The 24,180-nt window shown below is 58.0% G+C and carries 21 protein-coding genes; 14 read left to right on the top strand and 7 right to left on the bottom strand.

From position 1 onward, the window contains the following. Positions 1–100 precede the first annotated feature (100 nt). From dnaA to gyrB, 5 genes are all read left to right on the top strand, one after another. A complete protein-coding gene (gene dnaA / locus RLO149_RS00005) occupies positions 101–1,465 on the top strand; it encodes a chromosomal replication initiator protein DnaA (protein ID WP_013959980.1) in 1,365 nt (454 codons plus the stop codon). 142 nt (positions 1,466–1,607) lie between these two features. Continuing rightward, positions 1,608–2,726: a DNA polymerase III subunit beta gene (gene dnaN / locus RLO149_RS00010; RefSeq protein WP_013959981.1), complete on the top strand. Its 1,119-nt coding sequence runs from the start codon at positions 1,608–1,610 to the stop codon at positions 2,724–2,726. 57 nt (positions 2,727–2,783) lie between these two features. Beyond that, positions 2,784–3,884 (top strand): DNA replication/repair protein RecF, encoded by a 1,101-nt coding sequence (recF, locus tag RLO149_RS00015; protein ID WP_013959982.1) that lies wholly within the window; start codon positions 2,784–2,786, stop codon positions 3,882–3,884. Beyond that, positions 3,881–4,501, top strand: coding sequence for a LysE family translocator (locus tag RLO149_RS00020; RefSeq protein ID WP_013959983.1), 621 nt, complete (start codon positions 3,881–3,883; stop codon positions 4,499–4,501). The genes recF and RLO149_RS00020 overlap by 4 nt, the downstream gene beginning before the upstream one ends. Positions 4,502–4,579: 78 nt before the next feature. Further along, entirely contained in the window at positions 4,580–6,994 is a 2,415-nt protein-coding gene (gyrB, locus tag RLO149_RS00025) for a DNA topoisomerase (ATP-hydrolyzing) subunit B (protein WP_013959984.1), read from the top strand. Positions 6,995–7,092: 98 nt separating this feature from the next. On the opposite strand, the gene RLO149_RS00030 is transcribed toward gyrB, so the two are convergent. Together RLO149_RS00030 and RLO149_RS00035 are read right to left on the bottom strand one after the other, a co-directional pair. Then, on the bottom strand, positions 7,093–7,503 hold the full coding sequence (locus tag RLO149_RS00030; RefSeq protein ID WP_013959985.1) for a thioredoxin family protein: 411 nt from the start codon (positions 7,501–7,503) through the stop codon (positions 7,093–7,095). Between the two features lie 21 nt (positions 7,504–7,524). Next, positions 7,525–8,238 carry a cytochrome c biogenesis CcdA family protein gene (locus tag RLO149_RS00035; RefSeq protein WP_013959986.1) on the bottom strand — a complete coding sequence of 238 codons (714 nt, stop codon included), beginning with the start codon at positions 8,236–8,238 and terminating at the stop codon, positions 7,525–7,527. Between the two features lie 210 nt (positions 8,239–8,448). Here RLO149_RS00035 and RLO149_RS00040 point away from each other — a divergent pair, with 210 nt between their 5' ends. Beyond that, positions 8,449–9,684 carry a putative DNA modification/repair radical SAM protein gene (locus RLO149_RS00040; RefSeq protein ID WP_013959987.1) on the top strand — a complete coding sequence of 412 codons (1,236 nt, stop codon included), beginning with the start codon at positions 8,449–8,451 and terminating at the stop codon, positions 9,682–9,684. Position 9,685: 1 nt separating this feature from the next. Further along, a complete protein-coding gene (locus tag RLO149_RS00045; protein ID WP_013959988.1) occupies positions 9,686–11,119 on the top strand; it encodes a UdgX family uracil-DNA binding protein in 1,434 nt (477 codons plus the stop codon). A 45-nt stretch (positions 11,120–11,164) separates the two neighbouring features. Here RLO149_RS00045 and iolG read toward each other — a convergent pair whose 3' ends face one another. From iolG to iolD, 5 genes are read right to left on the bottom strand one after another with little or no spacing between them, the layout of a single operon-like run. Beyond that, positions 11,165–12,160 carry an inositol 2-dehydrogenase gene (gene iolG / locus RLO149_RS00050; RefSeq protein WP_013959989.1) on the bottom strand — a complete coding sequence of 332 codons (996 nt, stop codon included), beginning with the start codon at positions 12,158–12,160 and terminating at the stop codon, positions 11,165–11,167. 21 nt (positions 12,161–12,181) lie between these two features. Then, the gene (locus RLO149_RS00055; protein WP_013959990.1) at positions 12,182–13,012 is read right to left on the bottom strand and encodes a class II fructose-bisphosphate aldolase; all 831 of its coding nucleotides are present in this window, start codon (positions 13,010–13,012) and stop codon (positions 12,182–12,184) included. Continuing rightward, entirely contained in the window at positions 13,009–13,851 is an 843-nt protein-coding gene (locus tag RLO149_RS00060; RefSeq protein WP_013959991.1) for a 5-deoxy-glucuronate isomerase, read from the bottom strand. The genes RLO149_RS00055 and RLO149_RS00060 overlap by 4 nt, the downstream gene beginning before the upstream one ends. Before the next feature lie 4 nt (positions 13,852–13,855). Then, complete coding sequence (gene iolC / locus RLO149_RS00065) at positions 13,856–14,854, bottom strand: 5-dehydro-2-deoxygluconokinase (protein WP_013959992.1); 999 nt, start codon at positions 14,852–14,854, stop codon at positions 13,856–13,858. Continuing rightward, positions 14,854–16,719 (bottom strand): 3D-(3,5/4)-trihydroxycyclohexane-1,2-dione acylhydrolase (decyclizing), encoded by a 1,866-nt coding sequence (gene iolD, locus RLO149_RS00070; RefSeq protein ID WP_013959993.1) that lies wholly within the window; start codon positions 16,717–16,719, stop codon positions 14,854–14,856. Before iolD ends, iolC begins: the two co-directional genes overlap by 1 nt. A gap of 118 nt (positions 16,720–16,837) precedes the next feature. Between iolD and RLO149_RS00075 the strand changes: the two genes are divergently transcribed. The 7 genes from RLO149_RS00075 (at position 16,838) to leuB (ending at position 24,171) form a co-directional block, all read left to right on the top strand. After that, entirely contained in the window at positions 16,838–17,941 is a 1,104-nt protein-coding gene (locus RLO149_RS00075) for a Gfo/Idh/MocA family protein (RefSeq protein ID WP_044025140.1), read from the top strand. 19 nt (positions 17,942–17,960) lie between these two features. Further along, a complete protein-coding gene (locus RLO149_RS00080; protein ID WP_013959995.1) occupies positions 17,961–18,857 on the top strand; it encodes a TIM barrel protein in 897 nt (298 codons plus the stop codon). A gap of 13 nt (positions 18,858–18,870) precedes the next feature. After that, on the top strand, positions 18,871–20,004 hold the full coding sequence (locus RLO149_RS00085) for a Gfo/Idh/MocA family protein (protein WP_013959996.1): 1,134 nt from the start codon (positions 18,871–18,873) through the stop codon (positions 20,002–20,004). Between the two features lie 206 nt (positions 20,005–20,210). Continuing rightward, positions 20,211–20,870, top strand: a complete 660-nt coding sequence (locus RLO149_RS00090) for a Crp/Fnr family transcriptional regulator (RefSeq protein ID WP_148264290.1) — start codon at positions 20,211–20,213, stop codon at positions 20,868–20,870. A 205-nt stretch (positions 20,871–21,075) separates the two neighbouring features. Further along, positions 21,076–21,681: a 3-isopropylmalate dehydratase small subunit gene (leuD, locus tag RLO149_RS00095; protein WP_013959998.1), complete on the top strand. Its 606-nt coding sequence runs from the start codon at positions 21,076–21,078 to the stop codon at positions 21,679–21,681. Positions 21,682–21,746: 65 nt separating this feature from the next. Beyond that, the gene (locus RLO149_RS00100) at positions 21,747–22,991 is read left to right on the top strand and encodes an endonuclease/exonuclease/phosphatase family protein (RefSeq protein WP_013959999.1); all 1,245 of its coding nucleotides are present in this window, start codon (positions 21,747–21,749) and stop codon (positions 22,989–22,991) included. A gap of 73 nt (positions 22,992–23,064) precedes the next feature. Further along, complete coding sequence (leuB, locus tag RLO149_RS00105; protein ID WP_013960000.1) at positions 23,065–24,171, top strand: 3-isopropylmalate dehydrogenase; 1,107 nt, start codon at positions 23,065–23,067, stop codon at positions 24,169–24,171. Positions 24,172–24,180 lie beyond the last annotated feature (9 nt).

Genomic DNA, 24,180 nt, shown 5'->3' on the forward strand with positions numbered 1-24,180 from the left:
GGAAGGGAATGGCGGAGCTTTGGGCGGCGAGTGGTGTGTGGGGACCGGTCTTTCGGTGAAAGGCTGTGGTGTAGCAAAGCTTAAGGAACGCAGGTCGAAGATGACGAAAGAACAATGGGGTCAGTTAAGGCAGAGACTGCTCAAGACGGTGGGTCAGAACAATTATAAAAATTGGATCGAGCCGATTGAATTCGGGAACACGCAGGACGGGGTTGCAACCTTCGATGTGCCGACAAACTTTCTGGGAAACTATGTCAGCCAGAATTTCGCAGATTTGATCCTGCATGAAGTGCGACAGGAGAACCCCACTGTGCGGCGCTTGCGCTTTGCGGTGCCCTCGCATGTGAACTCCACGGCAACGCCTCCGCGGACCGGACAGTCGAACGCCCCCCGTGGTGCGGCTCCAAAAACGCCGCGCAGCGGGTTGAGCACTGCGCCGCTGGATGCGCGGTTCACATTTGATAATTTCATTGTCGGCAAGCCAAATGAATTGGCCCATGCCGCCGCAAAGCGCGTTGCCGAAGGCGGGCCCGTTACGTTCAACCCTTTGTTTCTTTATGGCGGCGTTGGGTTGGGTAAAACCCACCTGATGCATGCTATTGCGCATGATTTGCGTTTGCGCAGACCCGAAATAAACGTGCTTTATCTGTCCGCCGAACAGTTCATGTACCGCTTTGTGCAAGCGCTGCGGGACCGTAAAATGATGGATTTCAAGGAAATATTCCGATCCGTTGATGTGCTGATGGTGGATGATGTCCAGTTTATCGCGGGCAAAGGCAGCACGCAGGAAGAGTTCTTTCACACGTTCAACGCGTTGGTGGATCAGAACAAACAGATCATTATCTCGGGCGACCGCGCGCCGGGTGAAATCAAGGACATGGAAGAGCGGGTGAAATCACGCCTTCAATGTGGGCTTGTGGTCGATCTGCACCCGACAGACTACGAATTGCGGCTTGGCATTCTGCAAAGCAAGGTGGAACAGCAACGCAAAAACTACCCCGGCCTTGATATATCGGATGGGGTGCTGGAGTTCCTTGCGCATCGGATTTCGACGAATGTGCGGGTGCTTGAAGGCGCGCTGACACGGCTCTGTGCCTTTGCATCGCTCGTAGGTCGTGAGATCGACATGGAACTGACGCAGGATTGCCTGTCTGACGTGCTGCGCGCATCGGAGCGCAAGATCACCGTCGAGGAAATCCAGCGCAAAGTCTCGGATCATTACAACATCCGCCTGTCGGACATGATCGGGCCCAAGCGGTTGCGGTCTTATGCGCGGCCCCGGCAGGTTGCGATGTATCTGAGCAAAAAGATGACGTCGCGGTCCTTGCCTGAGATCGGTCGCCGCTTTGGCGGGCGCGATCACACGACGGTCATGCACGGCGTAAAACGCATCGAAGAGCTCAAGATTCAGGACGGTCAGATCGCCGAAGACCTCGAATTGCTGCGCCGCGCCCTCGAAGAGTGACGAAAAAGAGGTCTGCGCGCCCTCATCTGGCCTGCAGACCTTGACGCCCCGTGCTTATCCTACGACAAATTCACAAAACGCTTGTGAAGTCGGCCAAACAGGGTAATTTACCTGTCCCGACTGTGGATTAGGAACTGGCACAATGAAAATCAGCATCGAACGCGCGGCCCTGCTCAAAGCGGTGTCTCAGGCACAGTCGGTTGTGGAGCGGCGCAACACTATCCCGATTCTGGCCAATGTGCTGATCGAAGCCGAAGGCAGCGACGTCAGCTTTCGCGCCACCGACCTTGACATCGAAGTTGTCGACAAGGCGCCCGCACAGGTGGAACGCGCAGGCGCGACGACCGTTTCCGCGACGACATTGCACGAGATCGTGCGCAAGTTGCCGGATGGCGCACTTGTGACGTTGACCGCCGATAGCGCAACGGGCCGCCTGACGGTTGAGGCCGGACGGTCAAACTTTTCGCTGGCGACACTGCCCAAAGAAGACTTCCCAGTGATGGCCACGTCTGAGTATCAGTCGAATTTTTCCGCAAAAGCACCTGTGCTGCGGCGTCTTTTTGACAAGTCGAAGTTTGCGATCTCTACCGAAGAGACGCGGTACTATCTGAATGGCGTCTACATGCATGTAGCTGATGCGGAGGGCGGGCGTGTTTTGCGCTGCGTGGCAACCGACGGACACAGGCTGGCGCGCATTGATGCGGACCTGCCAGAGGACGCCAACGATATGCCGGGCGTGATCGTCCCGCGCAAAACGGTCGGAGAGTTGCGCAAACTGCTCGACAACGACGAAATGACGATTGCGGTCTCTGTGTCGGAAACCAAAGTGCGCTTTGCAACGCCCGACATTACCCTGACGTCCAAGGTGATCGACGGGACCTTCCCTGATTACACGCGGGTCATTCCGCAGGGCAACACGCGCAAGCTTGAAGTGGATGCGGCGGATTTTGCCCGTGCCGTGGACCGGGTGGCGACGGTAAGTTCTGAACGCTCGCGGGCGGTCAAGCTGCAGTTGGACGAAGACCGGCTGGTCCTTTCCGTTAACGCGCCAGACAGTGGTGCCGCCGAAGAGGAACTGGCCGTGGCTTACGCCGATGAACGGCTGGAGATCGGGTTTAACGCGAAATACCTGCTGGAAATTGCCAGTCAGGTTGATCGCGAAAATGCTGTCTTTCTGTTCAATTCATCAGGTGATCCGACATTGATGCGGGAGGGCAACGATCTGTCTGCCGTTTATGTCGTCATGCCGATGCGCGTCTGATGTCTTGCCCTTGTTCTCCTTGGCCGGGATAGCCACGAACAGGCTGGGGGGCGTCTCGTGGCCCTGCATCTGACCGAACTGATGATCTCGCACTTCAGATCGCATCGGGTGGCACGTCTGATGGTAGACGCGCGGCCTGTCGCGCTCTTTGGGCCGAATGGTGCGGGCAAGACGAATGTCCTTGAGGCGGTTTCTCTTCTATCCCCCGGCAGAGGTCTGCGCCGCGCCAGTGCGCAGGACATGACCCGGCGGCCGGAGGCATTGGGCTGGAAGGTCTCAGCGCAAGTAACGTCGCTGGGCCAATCACAAGAGATTGAGACATGGTCCGAAGAAGGGGCCGCACGTCAGGTCAAAATCAACAGCAAAACCGCCGCACAGACCGCCTTGGGGCGCGTGTCGCGGGTATTATGGCTGATCCCCTCCATGGACCGGCTTTGGATCGAAGGGGCGGAGGGGCGTAGGCGCTTTCTGGATCGCATGACGCTGAGTTTCGAACCCGGCCATGCGGATGCAACGCTGGCGTATGAAAAGGCGATGCGGGAGCGCAACCGTTTGCTCAAGAACATGGTTCGGGAGCCGTCCTGGTATCAGGCGCTTGAGGTCCAAATGGCGCAGGCAGGCGTGGTGATTGACCAAAACCGGCGGATGGCCCTTCGCCAACTGGCGGCAGCGCAACTGGATGCGACAACCGCTTTCCCTGCCGCTGAGCTTGAGCTGATCCACAATGAAGCGCCCCTGCCGGAAGGAGAATCCACGTTACGCGACGCTTTTGCCGACAGCCGCAGTCGGGATCTTGCCGCAGGGCGTACGCTGATTGGTCCGCATCGCGCAGACCTGATTGGCACATACCGCGCCAAGGGCGTGGCGGCCAAGGATTGCTCTACAGGGGAACAGAAAGCCTTGCTGGTGTCTCTGATCCTCGCAAATGCCCGTGCGCTGGCACAGGAGTCCGGCGCAGCACCTTTGCTGTTGCTGGATGAGGTTGCCGCCCATCTGGACGCTGACAGGCGCGCAGCCCTATATGACGAAATCACGGCACTCGGCGCGCAGGCCTGGATGACGGGCACCGAAAAGAGCCTGTTTGATACGCTAGGCGATGATGCGCAGTATTTTGAGATCATCGATACCGACGGCGCCTCTACCGTGAGGCCGGGATGACGATCTCTATTCCCGACCTGCTGCTATACGCAGGCGCGCTGGTCATTTTGTTTCTCACGCCGGGGCCGGTTTGGCTGGCACTCATGGCGCGTGCACTGTCCGGCGGGTTTGCAGCAGCCTGGCCGCTGGCATTTGGCGTCGCCGTGGGGGACATCCTCTGGCCTTTGGTGGCGGTGCTGGGCATTTCATGGATCTTATCGGTTTTCGACGTGTTCATGGCGGTGCTGCGGTGGGTAGCTTGCGGCGTGTTCATCGTGATGGGCATCGCGCTGATCCGGCACGCGCGGCAATCCATCAGCGCTGACAGCCGACTGACCAAACCCGGCGTTCCGGCAGGCTTTGCCGCAGGTGTCATTGCCATCCTCGGCAATCCCAAGGCCGTCTTGTTCTACATGGGCGTACTGCCCGGTTTTTTTGATTTGCGCGATGTAACGGCTGTTGATGTCACTGTCATCATCGCCGCGTCGGTGTGTATTCCGCTGATTGGCAATCTGATATTGGCGGCCTGCGTCGGGCGCATCCGCAGCATCATAACACGGCCTCGGACACTGGAACGGATCAATATCATCTCTGGCGTGTTGCTTATTCTGGTGGGTGTGTTGATCCCGGTATTATGACACAAAATATTGTGTCTGCGACGTGACAACCCGTCAGAAAAACCGTATACCTTTGTTAAAATACGAAGGTATGATGACATGTCCGAAAACGAGCAAGCCCCCGAAGAATATGGTGCAAATTCCATCAAGGTTCTCAAGGGGTTAGAAGCCGTCCGAAAACGCCCCGGCATGTACATTGGGGATACCGACGATGGCTCCGGCTTGCACCATATGGTTTATGAGGTCGTTGATAACGGGATCGACGAAGCTTTGGCGGGGCATGCGGACGCTGTGACCGTTAAAATTCATGCGGACAGTTCGATTTCGGTCTCTGACAATGGGCGCGGTATTCCCGTGGGTATCCACGAAGAAGAAGGCGTTTCCGCAGCCGAAGTTATCATGACGCAACTGCATGCTGGCGGGAAGTTTGACAGCAACTCGTATAAAGTATCCGGGGGTCTGCATGGCGTTGGCGTGTCGGTTGTGAACGCGCTGTCTGACTGGCTGGAGCTGCGCATCTGGCGCGAGGGAAAAGAGCATGTGGCCCGCTTTGAAGGGGGGTTCACCGTCGACCACCTCAAGGTTGTCGGCGACACCGACCGCACAGGCACCGAGGTCCGGTTCATGGCTTCGACCGATACGTTTTCAAATCTCGAATATTCGTTTGAGACGCTGGAAAAGCGCCTGCGCGAACTGGCCTTTCTGAATTCCGGTGTGCGGATTATTCTGATCGATGAACGCCCTGCAGAAGAACTGCGGTCTGAGCTGTTTTACGAGGGTGGCGTCAAGGAATTCGTCAAATACCTCGATCGCTCGAAATCTTCGGTCATGCCGGAGCCGATTTTCATCACCGGTGAAAAAGACGACATCGGCGTCGAAGTCGCCATGTGGTGGAACGACAGCTATCACGAAAACGTCCTGCCGTTTACGAACAACATCCCGCAACGCGACGGTGGCACCCATATGGCGGGCTTTCGCGGGGCGCTGACACGCACGATCAACAATTATGCGCAGTCCTCGGGTATCGCGCGCAAGGAAAAGGTCAGCTTTACCGGCGATGATGCGCGCGAGGGGTTGACCTGCGTGCTGTCGGTCAAGGTGCCTGATCCCAAGTTCTCGTCGCAGACCAAGGACAAGCTTGTGTCCTCCGAAGTGCGCCCCGCCGTCGAGGGACTGGTCAACGAAAAGCTGGCTGAATGGTTCGAAGAGAACCCCAGCGAGGCCAAGATCGTCGTGGGCAAGATCATTGAAGCGGCGCACGCGCGCGAAGCGGCCCGCAAGGCACGTGACCTCACGCGTCGCAAAACGGCGATGGATGTGAACTTTCTGGCCGGAAAGCTCAAGGATTGTTCCGAAAAGGACCCCTCCAAAACCGAAGTTTTCCTTGTTGAGGGGGACTCAGCTGGAGGTTCTGCGCAGACAGGCCGCGACCGCCAGACGCAGGCGATCCTGCCGCTGAAGGGTAAAATCCTGAACGTGGAACGTGCGCGCTTTGACCGGATGCTGGGCAGTCAGGAGATTGGCAACCTCGTGATGGCGCTTGGCACAGGGATCGGTCGCGACGAGTTCAACATCGACAAATTGCGCTACCACAAGATCGTCATCATGACGGACGCTGACGTGGATGGCGCGCATATCCGGACGTTGCTGCTGACCTTCTTTTACCGGCAGATGCCGCAGTTGATCGAACAGGGGCACCTCTATATCGCGCAGCCGCCGCTTTATAAAGTCAGCCGTGGCAAGTCCGAGGTCTACCTCAAGGATGAGGCCGCGATGGAGGAATACCTGGTCCAGCAGGGGATTGATGGCGCGATGCTGCGTCAGGGCAATAACGAAGAAATCTCCGGTGCAGACCTCGCCCGCGTGGTTGAACTGGCCCGCCAGATGCGCCGTGTGCTTGACGCTTTCCCGACACATTACCCGCGCCACATTTTGGAACAGGCCGCGATTGCGGGTGCCTTTACACCCGGTGCCGTGGATGCAGACCTGCAGGGCGTGGCGGACAAGGTCGCGGCACGGCTGAACCTCATTGCGCTTGAATACGAACGGGGCTGGCAAGGGCGCATCACGCAGGATCACGGCATCCGTCTGGCGCGTATCCTGCGCGGAGTTGAAGAAGTTCGCACACTGGACGGGCGCATCCTGCGCGGCGGTGAAGCCAGCCGCAGTGGTTCCTTCACAGAGCACCTGCAGGAGGTCTATAACCTGCCCGCGACATTGGTGCGCAAGGATCGGACACAATTGATCCATGGTCCGATGGACCTGTTGAATGCCATTCTGCAAGAAGGCGAAAAAGGGCTATCCCTGCAACGCTACAAGGGTTTGGGTGAAATGAACCCGGACCAGCTATGGGAAACCACACTGGACCCCGACGCGCGCACACTGTTGCAGGTCAAGGTCGACGATATGGCCGAGGCGGACGATCTCTTTACCAAACTCATGGGCGATGTTGTCGAACCCCGCCGCGAGTTCATTCAGCAAAACGCACTAAGCGTCGAGAACCTCGATTTCTAACCAGTTGTAGGTTTGGTTTTCAACAGCTTCGGCCAGAGGAGAAATTGTGTTTCACCGTTTCCCTCTGGCCGAGGCTTTTTTTGTGCCGTGTGTTCAGGTCAGGCAGTGGCTGCGCCCAAAGCGGAATCCATCAAGGCCTTGATCTGTGATGTGCCGGTCTGCGCCACGATGCGCCCCACCTCCTGATCACCTTTCAGCACCACAAGCGTTGAGCGGCGCGGGATGTTCATACGTTTGACCAGATCCGATTTGCCGTGGTCATCCCAATCCACGTCGATGAAGGTGATTTTGGCCTCGTATTCGGGGTTTTCCGCTTTCAGCGCATTGATGACCCGCTCTTGTGCCGCGCAGGTGCTGCACCAGCTGGCTTTGAAATCCAGAAATACGGTGTCTCCGGCCTTCAGGTGCTTTTCTACGAGACCCGGCTTATAGGCAAGCGGGGCAGCATTTGCGGCAAACGGCAGCGCAACGGCCCCTGCGGTCAGAAAAAGAAAATGACGACGATCCATGTTGGTCTCCTAAGGTTGTTTTTACAGTGAAACGGAAAGGTCGATCAGCCAAGCTGGCAGAACGCCGATCATCCAGGCTTCGATCATGTGGTGCACGTTGAACAAAAGGCCCAGTCCAACGGCGACGAATGCCACGCCTAGAATGGGTCGGCTGCGCAACGCAAGGGCGCGCAGTTGTGTATTATAGCGCCCAACAGCACCGCGTGTGCCGTAGGCAAGGCCAAGGATCAGGGTCGAAACACCGGCGGCAAAGAACACCATGATGGTGGTCGCGCGCAGCAACCCTTCACCCTGTGACGCAAGCGAGATGGCACCCCCCAGCGTTGGACCGATGCAAGGGCTCCACACCGCGCCGAGCAGCAACCCGCCGAGAAATTGCCCGCGCAGTCCGCCGCGATCCAGCGTGTCGATGCGTGCATCAGCCTGCGACGACAGGCCCGCCGTGGCCCCAGCCATGACCGCCCCGGCCTGTGGCACCAGCAGCGCAAGACCGAATAGCACCATCAACCCAGCCCCGATCTTTGAGATCGTATCGATGTCGACCCCAAGCGCCTGTCCAAAGGCCGTGACGCCCACGCCCAAGGTCACGAACGACAGGCTCAACCCTCCTGACAGGGCGACCGGCCCAAAACGGCTGGACTGAAAGGCGCTGGCGATGACGATGGGCAAGACCGGCACGACGCAGGGGTTGATCAGGGTCAGCAGACCCGCTCCATATGCAAATAAAAGTTCCATGACGGCCACTTAAGGCGTGCGATGCTGCGCTGTCATCAAACGATCCGGTGACATGGTTTCACATGGTCGTGGGGTTTGTGACACATGACGCGCATGGCCTGCGCAAAAGGGCGGCGCGATAGGGGATTCACCTATGCCGCCCGGCTGCCGGTTTGTCGCAGGTGAGAAAACCGCATTGCGGGGAGGGGAGTGAGAACATATAAAGAACAAATGGCAAAGTTGACACTGGAACAAAAGCTGGCGATTCTCAGCGATGCGGCAAAATATGATGCGTCCTGCGCGTCATCCGGATCCACCAAACGCGATTCGCGGGGCGGTAAAAGCCTTGGGTCGAATGAAGGCAGCGGTATCTGCCATGCCTATGCGCCGGATGGCCGGTGTATCAGCCTGTTGAAAATACTGATGACCAATTTCTGTATTTACGACTGCACGTATTGCATCAATCGCGCCTCATCCAATGTCGCGCGCGCGCGGTTTTCCGTGGATGAGGTGGTGAAACTGACCATCGAATTTTACCGTCGCAATTATATTGAGGGGTTGTTCCTGTCTTCCGGGATCATCCGCTCGCCCGACGCGACGATGTCCGATATGGTGCAAATCGCGCGTAAGCTGCGCAAGGAAGAGAACTTTCGCGGCTACATCCATCTCAAGACGATCCCCGACGCCGCACCGGAACTGATTGAAGAGGCTGGCCTGCTGGCGGATCGCCTGTCGATCAACGTCGAAATGCCCACAGATGCCGCGGTCAGACAACATGCGCCCGAAAAAAGCCCCGAGCAGATCAGGCGGGCCATGGCGGATGTGCGCCTGCGCAAAGAGGCTGCCAAGGATCGCACTCATACAGGGCGGCGCCCGCCACGATTCGCGCCCGCCGGGCAGTCCACACAAATGATTATTGGCGCGGATGATGCCACGGACAGCACTGTTTTGGGCCAATCAACGCGGCTTTATTCGAGCTACAAGCTGAAACGCGTCTATTATTCCGCCTTTTCGCCGATCCCGGATGCCTCCGCCAAACTGCCGCTGATCAGCCCTCCGCTGCAGCGCGAACACAGGCTTTATCAGGCCGATTGGCTGTTACGATTTTATGGGTTTGATCTGGAGGAAATCACGGGTCACCGCAAAGATGGTAATCTGGATCTGGATATCGATCCTAAACTGGCTTGGGCGCTGGCCCATCGTGGGCTGTTTCCCTTGGATGTGAATACGGCCAGTCGTGACTTGCTGCTGCGCATTCCGGGTTTTGGCACGAAAACCGTTGGACGTATTCTCTCAACCCGCCGCCACCGCACGCTGCGCTACGAAGATCTGGCGCGGATGGGGGCGTCGATGAAAAAGGCGCAGCCCTTCATCACGGCACTCGGGTGGACACCGCACGGATTGCTCGAGAGCGACACGCTACGCGCGCGTTTTACGCCGCCACCGCAGCAGATGAGCCTGTTCTGACGTGCCCCATGTCACCTTGCCACGCATTGGAACAGCACAGGCATGGCGCGACGCTGCACGCGGGTTTTTAAACGCGCACATACCGCCCGAGCAGATCACATGGGGCGACAGCACAACCGAACCGGGCCTTTTCGAGACGCTGGTGCCGACCTTTGTGCCGGGAACCGCGACTGTACCGCGGTCTTTTGTCTCAATGGCCAATACCATCGTCTGGCATAGCGATCCATCCCGATTTGCGCGGCTTTACGCGTTTTTGTGGCGGTTGAAAGACACGCCGCACCTGATGACGGATCGGGGTGACGCGCAGCTGGCGAAGCTCAGAGCCATGGAAAAAAACGTGCGCCGCTGCCAGCACAAGATGAAAGCCTTTGTGCGGTTCCGGGAAATCAGCGCGCCTGAGGACAACAGACGGTCCTTTGCCGCTTGGTTTGAGCCAACGCATCATACCATTGAACCCACCGCGCAGTTTTTTGCGAGACGTTTCGCGGATATGGATTGGCGCATTCTGACACCGGATGTGTCGGTCTTTTTTGAGAACGGGAATATGCGCTTTGCTGAAGACCAGCCCAAACCGGAGCTTCCCGCAGATGCAAGCGAAACGCTCTGGGTTACGTATTTTCGGAACATCTTTAACCCTGCCCGGCTCAAGGTGCGGGCAATGCAATCAGAAATGCCCAAGAAATATTGGAAAAACATGCCTGAGGCTGCGGCTATTCCGGACCTGATCGCCACCGCCCCGGAAAGGGCGCGTCAGATGGCCTTGGCCGCGCCCACTTTGCCGCCCGCGCGCATTGGGGCTATTCAGGCGCAGCAGGCAAGCTACGAAAGTGTTTGGGACGGCCCGCCGGGATCGCTGCCTCAGGCCATCGCTGGTTGCACGCGTTGCCCGTTGCACAAAACCGCGACGCAAGCGGTTCCCGGCGAGGGTCCGATTGATGCGCGGCTGATGATTGTCGGTGAGCAGCCGGGTGATCAAGAGGATCTGATCGGGCGGCCCTTTGTAGGACCTGCGGGTCAGCTTTTTGACCGGATCGCGGCTGATGTCGGGTTGGACAGAGGGCAGGTTTTCATCACCAATGCCGTGAAACATTTCAAATTTGTGCCGCGCGGGCGCAAACGTATCCACCAGCGCCCCAATCAGGGCGAGGTCGCCCATTGCAAGTGGTGGCTGGACGCTGAACTGCGGCAGGTTGCGCCCGATCTGGTGGTGGCCATGGGTGCTACTGCGGCTGCTGCGTTGACCGGTTCGGGCAAAGCGATTTCAGCGCGGCGTGGCAGAATTGAAATCGGTCAGGCGGGGATTTCGGTGCTGATCACCTGGCACCCTTCTTACCTGTTACGTCTGACAGATGATGCTGCGCGTGAAGCTGCAACGCTCGAATTGGCTGGCGATTTGCACGCGGCTTTGCGCTATGAAACTCACCTACAGAACTGAAAAAAAGGGTTTTTTGCCGGGGGAATCCCTGTCAAATCACCGGATCTATGAAACCGTCAGTTTGACAGGCTTCCCGGTTGAAAAGGACAGCGCTGCCGCATCCGCCATGCGTTGCGCCGCAACGCCGTCTGCAATGGAGGGCAAGGGTGCGGTGCCAGCATTCAGGCAGTCAACAAAACTGCTGAGTTCGGCAAGGTAAGCCGCTTCATACCGTTCAAGGAAAAACAGCTGATTTGGGGCGGAGGCGAAGCCAGCAGGACCGGCGCGTGTCACCAGATTTTCAACCTGATTTGACACCTGCAACATGCCCTTTGATCCATGCACTTCGACCCGCTGATCATAGCCGTAGGTCGCGCGGCGTGAATTGTTGATCTGACACAGCTTGCCCGACGCCGTCTTGAGCGTCACCATGGCGCTGTCAATATCACCGTTGGCCCCGATATCAGGATCAACAAGGCAGGCGCCAGCGGCGTAAATTTCGACCGGGTCCTCACCAAGAATAAAGCGCGCCATGTCAAAATCATGGATCATCATATCCCGGAACAGCCCGCCGGATTGCCGGATGTAGGACAAAGGGGGGGGCGACGGGTCCCGCGACGTGATCACGAGGAGTTCCGCATCGCCAATCGCCCCGTCCGCCAGCTGCGCCTGAAGATGCGCGAAATGCGGATCAAACCGCCGGTTGAAAGCGGTCATGAAGGGCACGCCGGCCTTGGTAACAATCGCCATACATTCCGCGGCACGGTCCGAGGACAAATCAATCGGCTTTTCGCAAAAAATGGCCTTGCCAGCGGATGCCAATGCATGAATCTGATCGTAATGCAGCGTGGTCGGTGTGGCGACGATGACGGCATCAATATCACTCGCCCCGATGATATCATCTGCTGTCCGTATTTCCGCGCCAGAACTATTACAAAGCTGTTGCGCCGCCTCCGGCAGTGCATCCGCCACGGCAACAAGGCGCGCATTCTCCATCCGCGCGATGCTGCCAGCATGGACCTGACCGATGCGTCCACAGCCCAATAAACCGATTGAGATCATATTTTTCCCCTTACTAGAGCTTCAAACCGGCCCAATTGCACGCAAAACAGAGCGTGCTGCGGTCACGATAGGTGCCTCCACATCGCTCAGGATCTGCACCCGGTCAAAACGGTCGGGATCGCTGGCAACGGCGTCTCGAAGCGCCTGTCCAAAGACCATCCGCAGCTCGGTTCCGATGTTGAATTTGCAGATGCTGGAGTTCCGGGCCAAGGCGCTGCGCTGTGCGGGTGGCACGCCTGAGCCACCATGGATCACCAATGGCACGTCAGTTGCGGCTTCGATGGCGCGGATGCGCGCTTCATCAAGACCGCCTTCCTGATTTTGCTGCAAATGCACATTGCCCACCGATATGGCCATCGCATCGACACCGCTGTCCCTCGCAAATTTGGCGGCTTCCTCCGGGTCGGTGCCTTGCGAGTTTTCGCCCTGCGCGTAGCCCACGAAACCAATCTCCCCTTCGCAGGAGATATCCGCCGCATGGGCGATCTCAGCAATGCGCGCGGTCTGGTCGATGTTTTCGGACAGGCTCAGTCGCGAGCCGTCAAACATCAGCGAGGTAAAGCCACTATCCAGCGCTTCGCGACACTCATCAAAGGTGTAGCCATGATCAAGATGGGCGACAACGGGAACAGACACGCTATCGGCAAGATGGCGGAACATCTTACCCAAAACGGGCAGCGGTGTGTGTTTGCGACAAGATGGTCCCGCCTGCAGGATCACCGGCAGCCCCTCGGCTTCGGCGGCGTGAACGTAGGCGCGCATGTCTTCCCAGCCAAGGGTCACGAGGCCACCGACAGCATAGCCATCGCGCAAGGCTGGGCGCAGGACATCCGTAAGGGTTGCGAGTGTCATTTGAACTTTGCCACCATATCCATGATGCCGGGGATCGTGTGCAATTGCTCTGCATGGGTGGGCTGGAAATACTGTTTCAGGCTGCGTTGGCTGAGGCCGCCAAGGATCGTGAAATAGTACATTTCATAGCCCGGCAGCACGCAGCACGGGTGGTAGCCCTTGTCGATGCAGATCGTCGAGCCGTCGACGATATGATACGCGTCGCCCGGTTCATTATCTTCCCGCTGCAGCATCTGGAGGCCGGACCCATAGTTGGGTTTGAAGCGAAAGTTGTAGGTTTCGTCATGGCGTGTCTCATCCGGCAGGCGGTCCGTGTCGTGCTTGTGGCTCGGAAACCCGGACCACCCGCCCGCACCGACGGTGAACAGCTCAGACACCAGCAAGCGCCCCACGCGTTCGTGTTGATTGGCGCCGAGGATATGTTTGATCTTGCGGTGTGTCTTGGTGTCGTCTGATCCGTATTGTACCAGATCGATCTCATCAGCGCGCACGGCAAAAGGTTCCAAGACCTCATCAAACTTTGCGCCCGCGACAAAGACCTCGGCGCTGTCTGACAGGCAGGTAAAACGCGCCTCTTGTCCGCTGGGGACATAGACGCCTTCGGGCTCGCCATCCCAGACATCGACACCGCGGCCACCAAGGTTTTTCGCCTCGAACCCGCCGGTTGAGACATCCAACAGGCCCGTGGCAGGGGCAATGCAGGTTTCAAAACCGGGCACCGCATAGCCAAAGCTTTCGCCCTTTTTCAGCTTGACGATATTGAAGTAATTCAGCGGGACAAGGCTGTCGCCCGCATCCACGATGGGTTTGTTTTGATTGTCAAAAGGGGCGATATGCATGGGGTTAGCCTTTCGTTGGGCCGGGGTGTTCGGCCAGAAATGCGGCCAGTTGATCGTGCGTCGGCATGGCTGGCGCGCAGCCGGGTTTGGCGACAACGATGGACGCGCAGGCCGATCCGCGCAGCACGGCGTCTTTTAATTCCAACCCTTCAGCGATGCCGGAGAGCAACCCGGCCATGAAGCTGTCCCCCGCGCCATTGGGTTTCACCGCTGTGACCGGATATATGCCGGTGTGAGTTTCCTGACCGCCGGCAAAGGTCACGGCCCCCTTTTCGCCCATCTTGTAGATCACGATGGCCACGCCGTTTTCCGCCAGCGATTGCGCCTTTTCGAGACCCTTGGCGATATCCCCTGCCATAAAGCCGAATTCTTCGTCATTGCCCACGATCATGTCGCTGGCAGCACCCGCGCGCGACAAAACATCCGCGGCAACCTCGGGGGAGGGCCAGGAATAGGGTCGATAGTCGATGTCAAAGATCACCGGCAACTTTCGGGCGCGCGCGCTCTCAAACGCAGCAAAGGTGGCCGAGCGTGAAGGTTCCGCCGCAAATACAGTGCCTGCGGTGACGAGGGCCCCAAAGGGCGAAAAATCGACCGCCGCCATATCGTCTGCCGTGACCTGAAAATCAGCCGCGCCGTTGCGGTAGATCACGTTCTGGAAGTCTTCGATGCAGCTTTCATAAACGGCCAGCGAATTGCGGAACTCCCCCGCGACGGAACGGACATATTTTGTGTCGACCCCGTAGTGTTTCAGTTTGTTGATGCAAAATCGCCCCACAGCGTCATCGGATACCGAAGTCACCAGTGACGCGGCACAGCCCAGTTTACACAAGCCCGCCGCGATATTGGCCGACGACCCACCGAGATCGGCGTGGAAGGTTTCGGCATCTTCGCTTTTGACGCCGGGGGGATGGGCAAACAAATCCATGCCTGCGCGCCCCAGAATGACGAAGTTCTTTTGTGCGATGCCGTCGCGCAACTCGGTTTGGCTGATGCCAGTCATTACACGCCCCTACGCTGTTTTGCGCGGGTGGCTTCGATTTCGGCATGTTTTTCGCGGACCGAAGCGTGATCGGAAACCTCGGGCGTGCCGACCTCCCACCATGTGTGGCCCTGGGTGGTCCAACCTTCATAGGCGTCCACGTTCATGACAATAACCGTTGTCTTATCTGCCGCTTTGGCGGCCTTGAATGCCTCGCCCAGCTCTGCCGGGTTATCGACACGCACAGCATGCGCGCCCATGGATGCTGCATGCGCCACAAAGTCGACGGCAAAGGCATCCGGTATTGTCGGCGTGTCCTCGAACAGGTTGTTGAAACTCTGATTGCCGGTGTTGTTCTGCAACTTGTTGATGACGGCAAAACCGCCGTTGTCGAGCACCAGCACGATCATCTTTTTCTGCGTCAGGACGGACGAATAAATGTCCGAATTCATCAGCAGATAGGACCCATCCCCGCAAAAGACGATTGTGTCCTGATTCGGCTCCTTTTCGGACTGGGCGATGCGCGCGCCCCAACCGCCGGAAACTTCGTATCCCATGCAGGAAAATCCGAATTCCACATCCACTGTGCCGATATCAAGCGTGCGCCAGTTTGCGGTGACTTCGGCAGGCAAACCACCCGCTGCGGCAACCACACGGTCACGTTTGTCGCAGAGCGCATTGACCACGCCGACTGCCTGCGCGTAGGAGTTTGGCCGATTGCCCGGCTTTACATTTTCGGCTACATAGGCGTTCCATTTCTGACGTTCTGCCTTGGCAAACCCGGTCCAGCTTTCCGGCGCTTTGTAGCCTGCCAATGCGTTGCCGAGTGCGGCAATCCCCAGCTTTGCATCACCGACCACGGGCAGCGACATATGTTTGCCTGCATCATGGCGTGCGGCGTTCACAGATACGATGCGCGCGTCCTTGGCAAAGGCGGTCCATGACCCGGTGGTGAAATCCTGCAACCGTGAGCCGACGGACAGGATGACATCCGCCGCTTCGGCCACGGCATTGGCGCTGTCTGATCCGGTGACGCCCACTGGCCCGATGTTGAGCGGATGCGTGTCATGCAGGTTTGCGCGACCGGCGATTGTCTCTATCACGGGGATATTATGGACCTCTGCAAAGGCGGTGACTTCTGCCACGGCCCGCGAATATTGCACGCCGCCGCCCGCGATTATTACCGGGCGCTCAGCCGCGCGCAACAGGGCCGCTGCATCTGCGATCTCGTCGGGGTCCGGGGTCTGACGGCGGATGCGGTGCGTCTTCTCTTCGAAAAGGGCGGCAGGATAATCATAGGCCCAGCCCTGAACATCCTGCGGCAGCGCGATAAAGGCCGGGCCGCAATCTGCCGGGTCCAGCATCGTGGCGATGGCTGCAGGCAGCGATTGGATCACCTGTGCAGGGTGGGTGATCCTGTCCCAGTACCGAGAAACGGCACGAAACCCGTCGTTCAGCCCATAGGCAGGGTTACCATAGTGTTCGATCTGCTGGAGCACCGGGTCGGGCAGGCGGGTCAGAAACGTGTCCCCACACAGCATCAGCATAGGCAAACGGTTGGTATGGGCCAGCGCGGCGGCAGTCATCAGGTTTGACGTGCCCGGACCCGCCGAGGCGGTGCAAAACATGAACCGCTGACGCAGGTGGTATTTCGCATAGGCGGCGGCAGCAAAACCCATGCTTTGCTCGTTCTGGCCCCGATAAAGAGGCAGCGTGTCTTTCACGTCAAAGAGCGCTTCGCCCAGACAGGTCACATTGCCATGTCCGAAGATGCCAAAGCCGCCGCCGCAAAGCCGGACACGCGCACCGTCAATTTCAATGAACTGTGCGTTCAGATAGCGAATGATCGCCTGTGCCGTTGTCAGGCGAATGGTCTTGTCCGTCATCGTCCGAGCCCCCCTTGAGTGCATTCTGTCAGGTCAGCGCTGATTGACGCTTGACCTGATGCGTCATTTATAGATACCCGTGTTGCAACCGGTTGCAATATCTTTTTTGGGGACAGTCATGGCCGAGATCGGAATAGGCATTATCGGCGGTGGCTATATGGGCAAGGCTCATGCGGTGGCTTTCAGCGCCGTGGGGGCGGTATTTGACACAACCCTACGCCCCCGTTTGGAAATGGTTGCAGCCTCATCCGAAACCTCCGCTGCAAAATACGCAAAATCCTATGGGTTTGCGCGCAGTACGGGGGATTGGCGCGTGTTGGTCAAGGACGCCAATGTGGATGCCATCGTAATTGCATCCCCCCCTGAAACACACCTTGATATTACGCGTGCAGCGGCCGCATTGGGCAAGCCAGTGTTTTGTGAAAAGCCACTCGGTCGCTCCGTACAAGATGGCAAGGCGATGGTCGATTCTGTCGAGGCGGCGGGTGCTATCAACATGATCGGGTTCAATTATATCCGCACGCCAGCGTCCCAATTCGCGCGCGCGTTAATCGCGCAGGGTGAAATTGGTAACGTCACATGGTTTCGGGGTGAACATACCGAGGATTTCTACGCCGAGCCCGATGCGCCAGCGACTTGGCGCGCGCAAGGGGATGCCAATGGCTGTATGGGCGATCTTGCCCCGCATATGATTAACGCCGCCCTCGCGCTGATCGGGCCAATTGGGTCGGTGATGGCCGAGATCGAAACCGTCCACAAAACCCGCGGCGGCGCGCCCGTCACGAATGACGATCAGGGCCAGATCATGTGCCGTTTCACGAATGGCGCGATGGGCCATCTGTTTTTCAGCCGCACTGCGACGGGTCGCAAGATGGGGTATATCTACGAGGTCACCGGGACCAAGGGAGCCATCCGCTTTGATCAGGAGGATCAAAATGCGCTGTGGCTCTACAAGGCTGAAGGACCAGAGGCGCAACGCGGATTTCGCAAGATTCTGACTGGCCCTGCGCATCCCGACTACGAACCCTTCTGTCAGGGACCGGGGCACGGCACCGGGTATCAGGACCAGATCATCATTGAGGCGCGTGATTTTCTTGCTGCGATCGAGGCAGGCGAATCGCGCTGGCCGACGTTTCGCGATGGGCTTGATGTCTCGGGCATCGTAGAGGCCGCGCGCCAGTCTCATGCCGCCCGCGCATGGCAAGACATCGAGCAGATTTAACCCAGAGGGAGCAGACCAAATGACCATCAAAATAGGCAATGCCCCCTGTTCATGGGGTGTGGAATTTGCGGACGACCCGCGCAACCCCGCGTGGCGCGATGTTCTGCGTGAAAATGCCGAAGCCGGGTATAAGGGCATCGAACTTGGCCCTGTGGGATTCGTCCCGGAGGACCCGGCGATACTGGCAGATGCTTTGGCGGAGTATGACCTGAGCCTGATCGGCGGCGTGGTGTTCCGTCCGTTCCATGATCCGGACGCATGGGACGAGGTACTCGATGCCGCGGTGCGCACCTGCAAAGCGCTCAAGGCGCATGGGGCAGAGCATCTTGTATTGATCGATTCCATCTCGCCCCGTCGGGCTGGCACTGCGGGCCGCGCGAATGATGCCGTACAGATGGACAAGGCGGAATGGACCGCTTTTCGGGATCGTATTGCCGCCGTCGCGCGCATCGGTGCCGAAGACTACGGGCTGACGGTCGGCATGCATGCGCATGCAGCAGGCTTTCTCGATTTTGAACCCGAACTTGAGCGTCTCTTGAACGAGATCGACGAGAATACGCTCAAGATCTGTTTTGATACCGGCCACCATTCCTACGCGGGGTTTGACCCCGTCGCCTTTATGGAAAAACACATCAGCCGCATCAGTTATATGCATTTCAAGGACATCGACCCGGCTGTAAAAGCCGATGTCATAGCCAAGAACACCGGGTTCTATGACGCCTGCGGGCAGGGTATCTTTTGCAACCTTGGCGACGGGGATGTCGATTTCCCAAGGGTCCGCGAAATCCTGTTGGAGAGCGGATTTGACGGCTGGTGCACCGTCGAACAGGATTGCGACCCGACCTTGCCCGATACGGATTCGCTGCGGGATGCCAAGCTGAACCGGGCCTATCTCGAAACCATCGGTTTTAGCTGAGAAAGAAGCGGATATGACACGATTGAATTGGGGTATGTTCGGCGGCGGCGAAGGGAGCCAGATTGGCCCGGCGCACCGTCTTGGCGCGCAGGCTGACGGCAATTTCGTTCTGGCGGCGGGGGCGCTGGATGTGGACGCGGAAAAAGGCAAGGCCTATGCGCAAAGCCTTGGCGTTATAGCCGACCGCGCCTACGCCAACTGGCAGGACATGCTGGAGGGGGAAAAGAACCACCCGGATCGGTTAGACCTGATCACAGTGGCCACGCCAAATTCCACACATTTTGAGATCACAAAGGCCTTTCTTGAGGCCGGTTTCAATGTGCTGTGCGAAAAGCCCATGACCATGACCGTGGATCAGGGCGAAGAGATCGTGCGTGTGGCCAAAGCATCCGGCAAGATCTGCGCCGTGAACTACTGCTATTCAGCCTATCCGATGGTGCGCCAGATGCGTCAAATGGTGGCCGGTGGGGAGATCGGCAAGGTGCGTCTGATCGTCACCAACTTCAGCCATGGGCATCACGGCGATGCGACGGATGCTGATAACCCACGCGTGCGCTGGCGCTATGATCCGGCCATGGCGGGCGTGTCGGGGCAATTTGCGGATTGCGGCATTCATGCGTTGCATATGGCCAGTTTTATTGCCGGGGATGAGGTGCGCAGCCTGTCGGCGGATTTCGCCTCAACCATCGACAGCCGGGTTCTCGAAGACGATGCGATGGTGAATTTTCGCATGGAAGGCGGCACAGTCGGTCGACTATGGTCGTCTTCGGTTGCTATCGGTCGTCAACATGGCTTCGACATTCAGGTTTTTGGCGAAACCGGGGGCATGCGGTGGGCGTCAGAGCAGCCGAACCAGGTTTTCTACACCCCCGTCGGTGGTCGCACGCAGATCATGGAAAAGGGCGAGAGTGGACTATCGGACGAAGCCACGCGCCTGAGCCGTGTGGCCATCGCGCATCCTGAAGGGTTCCCGCTGGCCGTTGCGAATATCTACGTTGATCTTGCTGCCGCAATCCGCGGCGAGCAGCGCGATGGGCTGCCCTTGGCCGAGGATGGCTTGAGGTCCATGGCGGCGGTCTATGCGGCGGTGGATTCAGCGGTGCAGGACGGTAAGTGGGTTGACGCGCGGCCACCAAGTTTTCGCTGAGGAAAGAACGCACATCGCTGCCAGCTTCATGGTTTTCCTAAACGGGGTATCCCGAAAGCACTGGATACTTTTCGTGCGCCGCTGGCATACGTACGAATAATTCGTGGTGCTATTTACCTTTTTGCGAATGACCGAATTTGCCATACCTACGCGCGTAAGCGAAATTCAATGCGTTGGCACCTCCGATGCGTACAGAAGGCGGGCCGATGGATCATTTTGCAAATTTTCACTGGATCGAAGCGGTCGGCTGGCTGGCCTCCATCCTCACGGTCGCCTCCTATTCGGTGGCCACAATGCTGCCACTTCGGCTATTGGCGATTGCGTCATCTGTCTGTTTTGCGGCCTATGCCTTTACCCTGCAACTCTGGCCACTTTTGGCCATGGAACTCATATTGCTTCCGATCAATCTCTATCGATTGTGGCAGGTCCTCGCCTTGCGCGGAAAGCTGGGCCGCGCTGCGGCAACAACACAGTCTGATTTTTCAATCATCAAGGCTTATGGAAAGCTACAGAAAATTAAAACCGGCGCAGTTGTTTTTGAACGGGGGGATCCGGTCGATCAGTTGTATTATATTGCGAAAGGCCGGGTGTCGATTGAAGAGATGAACGTCGATTTATGTGCCGGCGACATCTTCGGAGAGATTGCGTTTTTCACGAATTCGGCCACACGCATCGCCACTGCGCGTTGCAGCGAGGATACGCAGGTCTACAGCATTGATGAAAAGCAGTTCATGAGGCTCCAGTTCGAAGACCCCAGCTTTGGGATGGCCGTTATGCGCATCATCACGCATCGCCTGATTGAGAATGTAGGCAAGACCGTAAAGACTGCGTCTGGGGATGTGGCGCAAGCCAGTGAGGCGATGTGAAATGCAGGTCGTGCGCTTGCTTTCGATCAGTTTGCACGGAACCGGGTAATGTCTGACCCTCGATGGCATCATTTTTCGTTTCATAGCGGTTGAACGCATCCGCGTGGTGATTGCAAAGCGCTTTAAAATACGGCATCACACCATCAAACGAATGGCCTATCCTGCGCCAATGACCCAAAGCCGCCTGCGGAGCGAGGAGAAACAGATGGACAAGTTCACAACACTCACCGGGATCGCGGCGCCTCTGCCGCTTATCAACGTCGATACCGACATGATCATCCCCAAGCAGTTTCTCAAAACGATCAAGCGGTCGGGTCTTGGGGTCAATCTGTTCGACGAGATGCGCTATGACGATGATGGGAATGAGATCGCTGATTTTATCCTGAACAAAGACGCTTACAGAGATTCAGAGATCATTGTTGCGGGCGACAACTTCGGCTGCGGGTCCAGCCGGGAACACGCGCCCTGGGCCATCAAGGACTTTGGCATCCGTTGCGTGATTGCGCCGTCCTTTGCGGATATCTTTTACAATAACTGCTTTAAAAATGGCATCCTTCCCATCGCCCTGCCGCAGGAACAGGTCGATATCCTGATGAAGGATGCGGAAAATGGGGCCAATGCCCGGATCACGGTGGATCTTGAAGCGCAGACCGTTTCCACCTCGGATGGCGAGGTGTTCAGCTTTGAAGTGGACCCGTTCAAAAAGCGCTGCCTGATGGAAGGCCTCGATGATATCGGCCTCACGATGGAAAAAATCGGCGCAATTGATGGGTTTGAACAACAAGCGGCCCAATCCCGCCCTTGGGTCTGAGCCACGCCCGGTTTCCTGAATGCGTTAACGTCTGATAAAGGTTCTAGGGCTTAATAGTTAACGCTATGATACTCGTGCGGCGCGCTGCCCGTTCCTTTCCCTGTTCGGTCGAAAAGGCCTTTGGTTTGTCGGATGAGCGTCCGACCGACAACTGGTCACGTCTGCACGCGACGGCGTTGCAAAACACGCCACATCTTGCTCAGAAAACGCAGCTGCCCCGGCGCCGCAAAATCCGACCCGAAGCAATTGGCGCATGCCGTCTGCTGTTGGCGGGCGTGCTTACCTTGAATGCCGCTTGTGCTTGGTCAGAAACCCTTCGTATCGCCACTTTCCACACTGGACTGGAACGCAAAGGGCCGGGCCTTTTGCTGCGCGACATCCTGCGGGGGGAGGATGCACAAATTAAGGCGGTGGCGTCGGTTCTGACAACGGTTGCACCTGATATCGTCGCCTTGCAAAGTTTTGATTATGACCTGACTGGGGCGGCGCTTTCGGCGTTTACAGACATATTGCGCACGGGGGGCCTCGATTACCCGTATCAATTTGCGACCTTACCAAATACCGGCATGCGCACCAACCTCGATATGGACGGCAACCGGCGCCGCGCAGAGGCGCGTGATGCGCAAGGCTATGGCTTTTTCTCTGGTCAGGGGGGCATGGCGATCCTGTCGAAATACCCGATTGTCATAGATGAGGTTCAGGATTTCTCCGCAGTGCTTTGGCGGGACTTTCCCGGGGCCTTACTCCCTGAAACGGCGGCGGGACCATTTCCGTCCGAGCAAGCGCAGGCCATCCAGCGCCTGTCGACAACCGGGCACTGGGTTGTGCCCGTGGATGTGCCCGGACCGGGTCGGGTGACGCTGATGACCTTGCATGCCAGCCCCCCCGTTTTTGACGGTCCGGAGGACCGCAACGGCAAACGCAACCATGACGAAATTGTCTTTTGGCAAAGCTATCTGGATGGCGTTTTTGGTCCAGCCCCCGATAGCCAGTTCGTCGTGCTGGGGGCGTTCAATCAGGACCCTGTCGCCGGCGAGGGCCTCAAAAAGGCAATGCGCGGACTCATCAGTGATCCGCGCTTGCAGGATGTCGAACCGACTAGCCCGGGCAGTGTTGAGGCAACCGGCGACCCGTTCGATACCGCTGACTGGGATGACCCTGTGCCCGGAAACATGCGGGTGGATTATGTTTTCCCCTCGTCTGATTGGCGTGTTCAGGCGGCGGGGGTCTACTGGCCCTCGGGCCCGGAGGGTGTTGTGGCGCAAACGGCCAGCAGCCATCGCCTTGTCTGGGTTGATCTGGCGCGTTGAGGTGCCGTCGCCTTCTTGACCCTGCATCGCCCACACGGTAGGGCGCTACAGACCATTTTTCAGGAGAAACGCCATGGCCAACCCTTCCCTTTTAATTCTTCCAGGTGACGGAATCGGCCCCGAAGTGATGGAAGAGGTCAAGCGCGTGATCGCATGGTTCGGTGACAAGCGCAGCCTTGCCTTTGACGTCAGCGAAGATCTCGTGGGGGGGGCCGCCTATGACGCGCATGGCACGCCCTTGCATGATGACACCATGGCGCGCGCGCTTCAGGCTGATGCGGTGTTGCTGGGTGCCGTGGGCGGCCCGAAATACGATGACCTCGATTTCAGCGTAAAGCCGGAGCGTGGGTTGCTGCGCCTTCGAAAGGAAATGGACCTGTTTTCCAACTTGCGACCTGCTCAGTGCTTTGACGCTCTGGCTGACTTTTCATCCCTCAAGAAGGACTTGGTCGCCGGGCTCGATATCATGATTGTGCGCGAACTGACGTCCGGCGTCTATTTTGGCGAGCCGCGCGGTATTTTTGAAGAGGGCAACGAGCGCGTCGGCATCAATACCCAGCGCTATACCGAATCCGAGATCGACCGTGTCGCCCGTTCTGCTTTCGAACTGGCCCGGCGTCGGAGCAACAAAGTGTGCTCCATGGAAAAAGCCAATGTCATGGAAAGCGGCATCCTGTGGCGCGAAGTGGTGCAGAAAGTCCATGACGAGGACTACCCGGACGTTGAACTGAGCCATATGTACGCCGACAATGGCGCGATGCAGCTGGTGCGCGCGCCCAAGCAATTTGACGTCATTCTGACGGACAACCTGTTTGGCGATATTCTGTCGGACTGCGCCGCGATGCTGACCGGCTCATTGGGCATGTTGCCATCGGCGAGCCTTGGCGCGCCGGCGGCGAATGGTCGGCCAAAGGCGCTTTATGAACCGGTGCACGGGTCTGCGCCCGACATCACCGGTCAGGCCAAGGCAAATCCGATTGCCTGTATTCTGAGCTTTGCGATGGCGCTGCGCTATTCCTTCGACCAGGGCGATGAGGCCGCGCGTCTCGAAGCAGCGATCGAAACAGTGCTTGCCAATGGTGCGCGCACCGCAGACCTTATGGGCGAAGAAGGTGGCACACCAATCAGCACCACCGAAATGGGTGATGAGATCCTGAAGGCGTTGGACGCAAGCCTCTAAGTACAGCAG

The organism is Roseobacter litoralis Och 149 (assembly GCF_000154785.2).
Classification (GTDB): Bacteria; Pseudomonadota; Alphaproteobacteria; order Rhodobacterales; family Rhodobacteraceae; genus Roseobacter; species Roseobacter litoralis.

Excerpts from the sequence above, each read along its gene's own strand:
- RLO149_RS00055 (WP_013959990.1), bottom strand. The coding sequence starts at position 13,012 with ATGACACTCGCAACCCTTACGGATGTCCTGCGCCCAGCCTTGCGCGAT.
- dnaN (WP_013959981.1), top strand. The coding sequence starts at position 1,608 with ATGAAAATCAGCATCGAACGCGCGGCCCTGCTCAAAGCGGTGTCTCAG.
- RLO149_RS00035 (WP_013959986.1), bottom strand. The coding sequence starts at position 8,238 with ATGGAACTTTTATTTGCATATGGAGCGGGTCTGCTGACCCTGATCAAC.
- iolC (WP_013959992.1), bottom strand. The coding sequence starts at position 14,854 with ATGACTGGCATCAGCCAAACCGAGTTGCGCGACGGCATCGCACAAAAG.
- RLO149_RS00090 (WP_148264290.1), top strand. The coding sequence starts at position 20,211 with ATGGATCATTTTGCAAATTTTCACTGGATCGAAGCGGTCGGCTGGCTG.
- RLO149_RS00040 (WP_013959987.1), top strand. The coding sequence starts at position 8,449 with ATGGCAAAGTTGACACTGGAACAAAAGCTGGCGATTCTCAGCGATGCG.
- RLO149_RS00100 (WP_013959999.1), top strand. The coding sequence starts at position 21,747 with ATGATACTCGTGCGGCGCGCTGCCCGTTCCTTTCCCTGTTCGGTCGAA.
- RLO149_RS00060 (WP_013959991.1), bottom strand. The coding sequence starts at position 13,851 with ATGCATATCGCCCCTTTTGACAATCAAAACAAACCCATCGTGGATGCG.
- gyrB (WP_013959984.1), top strand. The coding sequence starts at position 4,580 with ATGTCCGAAAACGAGCAAGCCCCCGAAGAATATGGTGCAAATTCCATC.
- leuD (WP_013959998.1), top strand. The coding sequence starts at position 21,076 with ATGGACAAGTTCACAACACTCACCGGGATCGCGGCGCCTCTGCCGCTT.
- dnaA (WP_013959980.1), top strand. The coding sequence starts at position 101 with ATGACGAAAGAACAATGGGGTCAGTTAAGGCAGAGACTGCTCAAGACG.
- RLO149_RS00080 (WP_013959995.1), top strand. The coding sequence starts at position 17,961 with ATGACCATCAAAATAGGCAATGCCCCCTGTTCATGGGGTGTGGAATTT.
- iolG (WP_013959989.1), bottom strand. The coding sequence starts at position 12,160 with ATGATCTCAATCGGTTTATTGGGCTGTGGACGCATCGGTCAGGTCCAT.
- iolD (WP_013959993.1), bottom strand. The coding sequence starts at position 16,719 with ATGACGGACAAGACCATTCGCCTGACAACGGCACAGGCGATCATTCGC.
- leuB (WP_013960000.1), top strand. The coding sequence starts at position 23,065 with ATGGCCAACCCTTCCCTTTTAATTCTTCCAGGTGACGGAATCGGCCCC.
- RLO149_RS00020 (WP_013959983.1), top strand. The coding sequence starts at position 3,881 with ATGACGATCTCTATTCCCGACCTGCTGCTATACGCAGGCGCGCTGGTC.
- RLO149_RS00085 (WP_013959996.1), top strand. The coding sequence starts at position 18,871 with ATGACACGATTGAATTGGGGTATGTTCGGCGGCGGCGAAGGGAGCCAG.
- RLO149_RS00030 (WP_013959985.1), bottom strand. The coding sequence starts at position 7,503 with ATGGATCGTCGTCATTTTCTTTTTCTGACCGCAGGGGCCGTTGCGCTG.
- RLO149_RS00075 (WP_044025140.1), top strand. The coding sequence starts at position 16,838 with ATGGCCGAGATCGGAATAGGCATTATCGGCGGTGGCTATATGGGCAAG.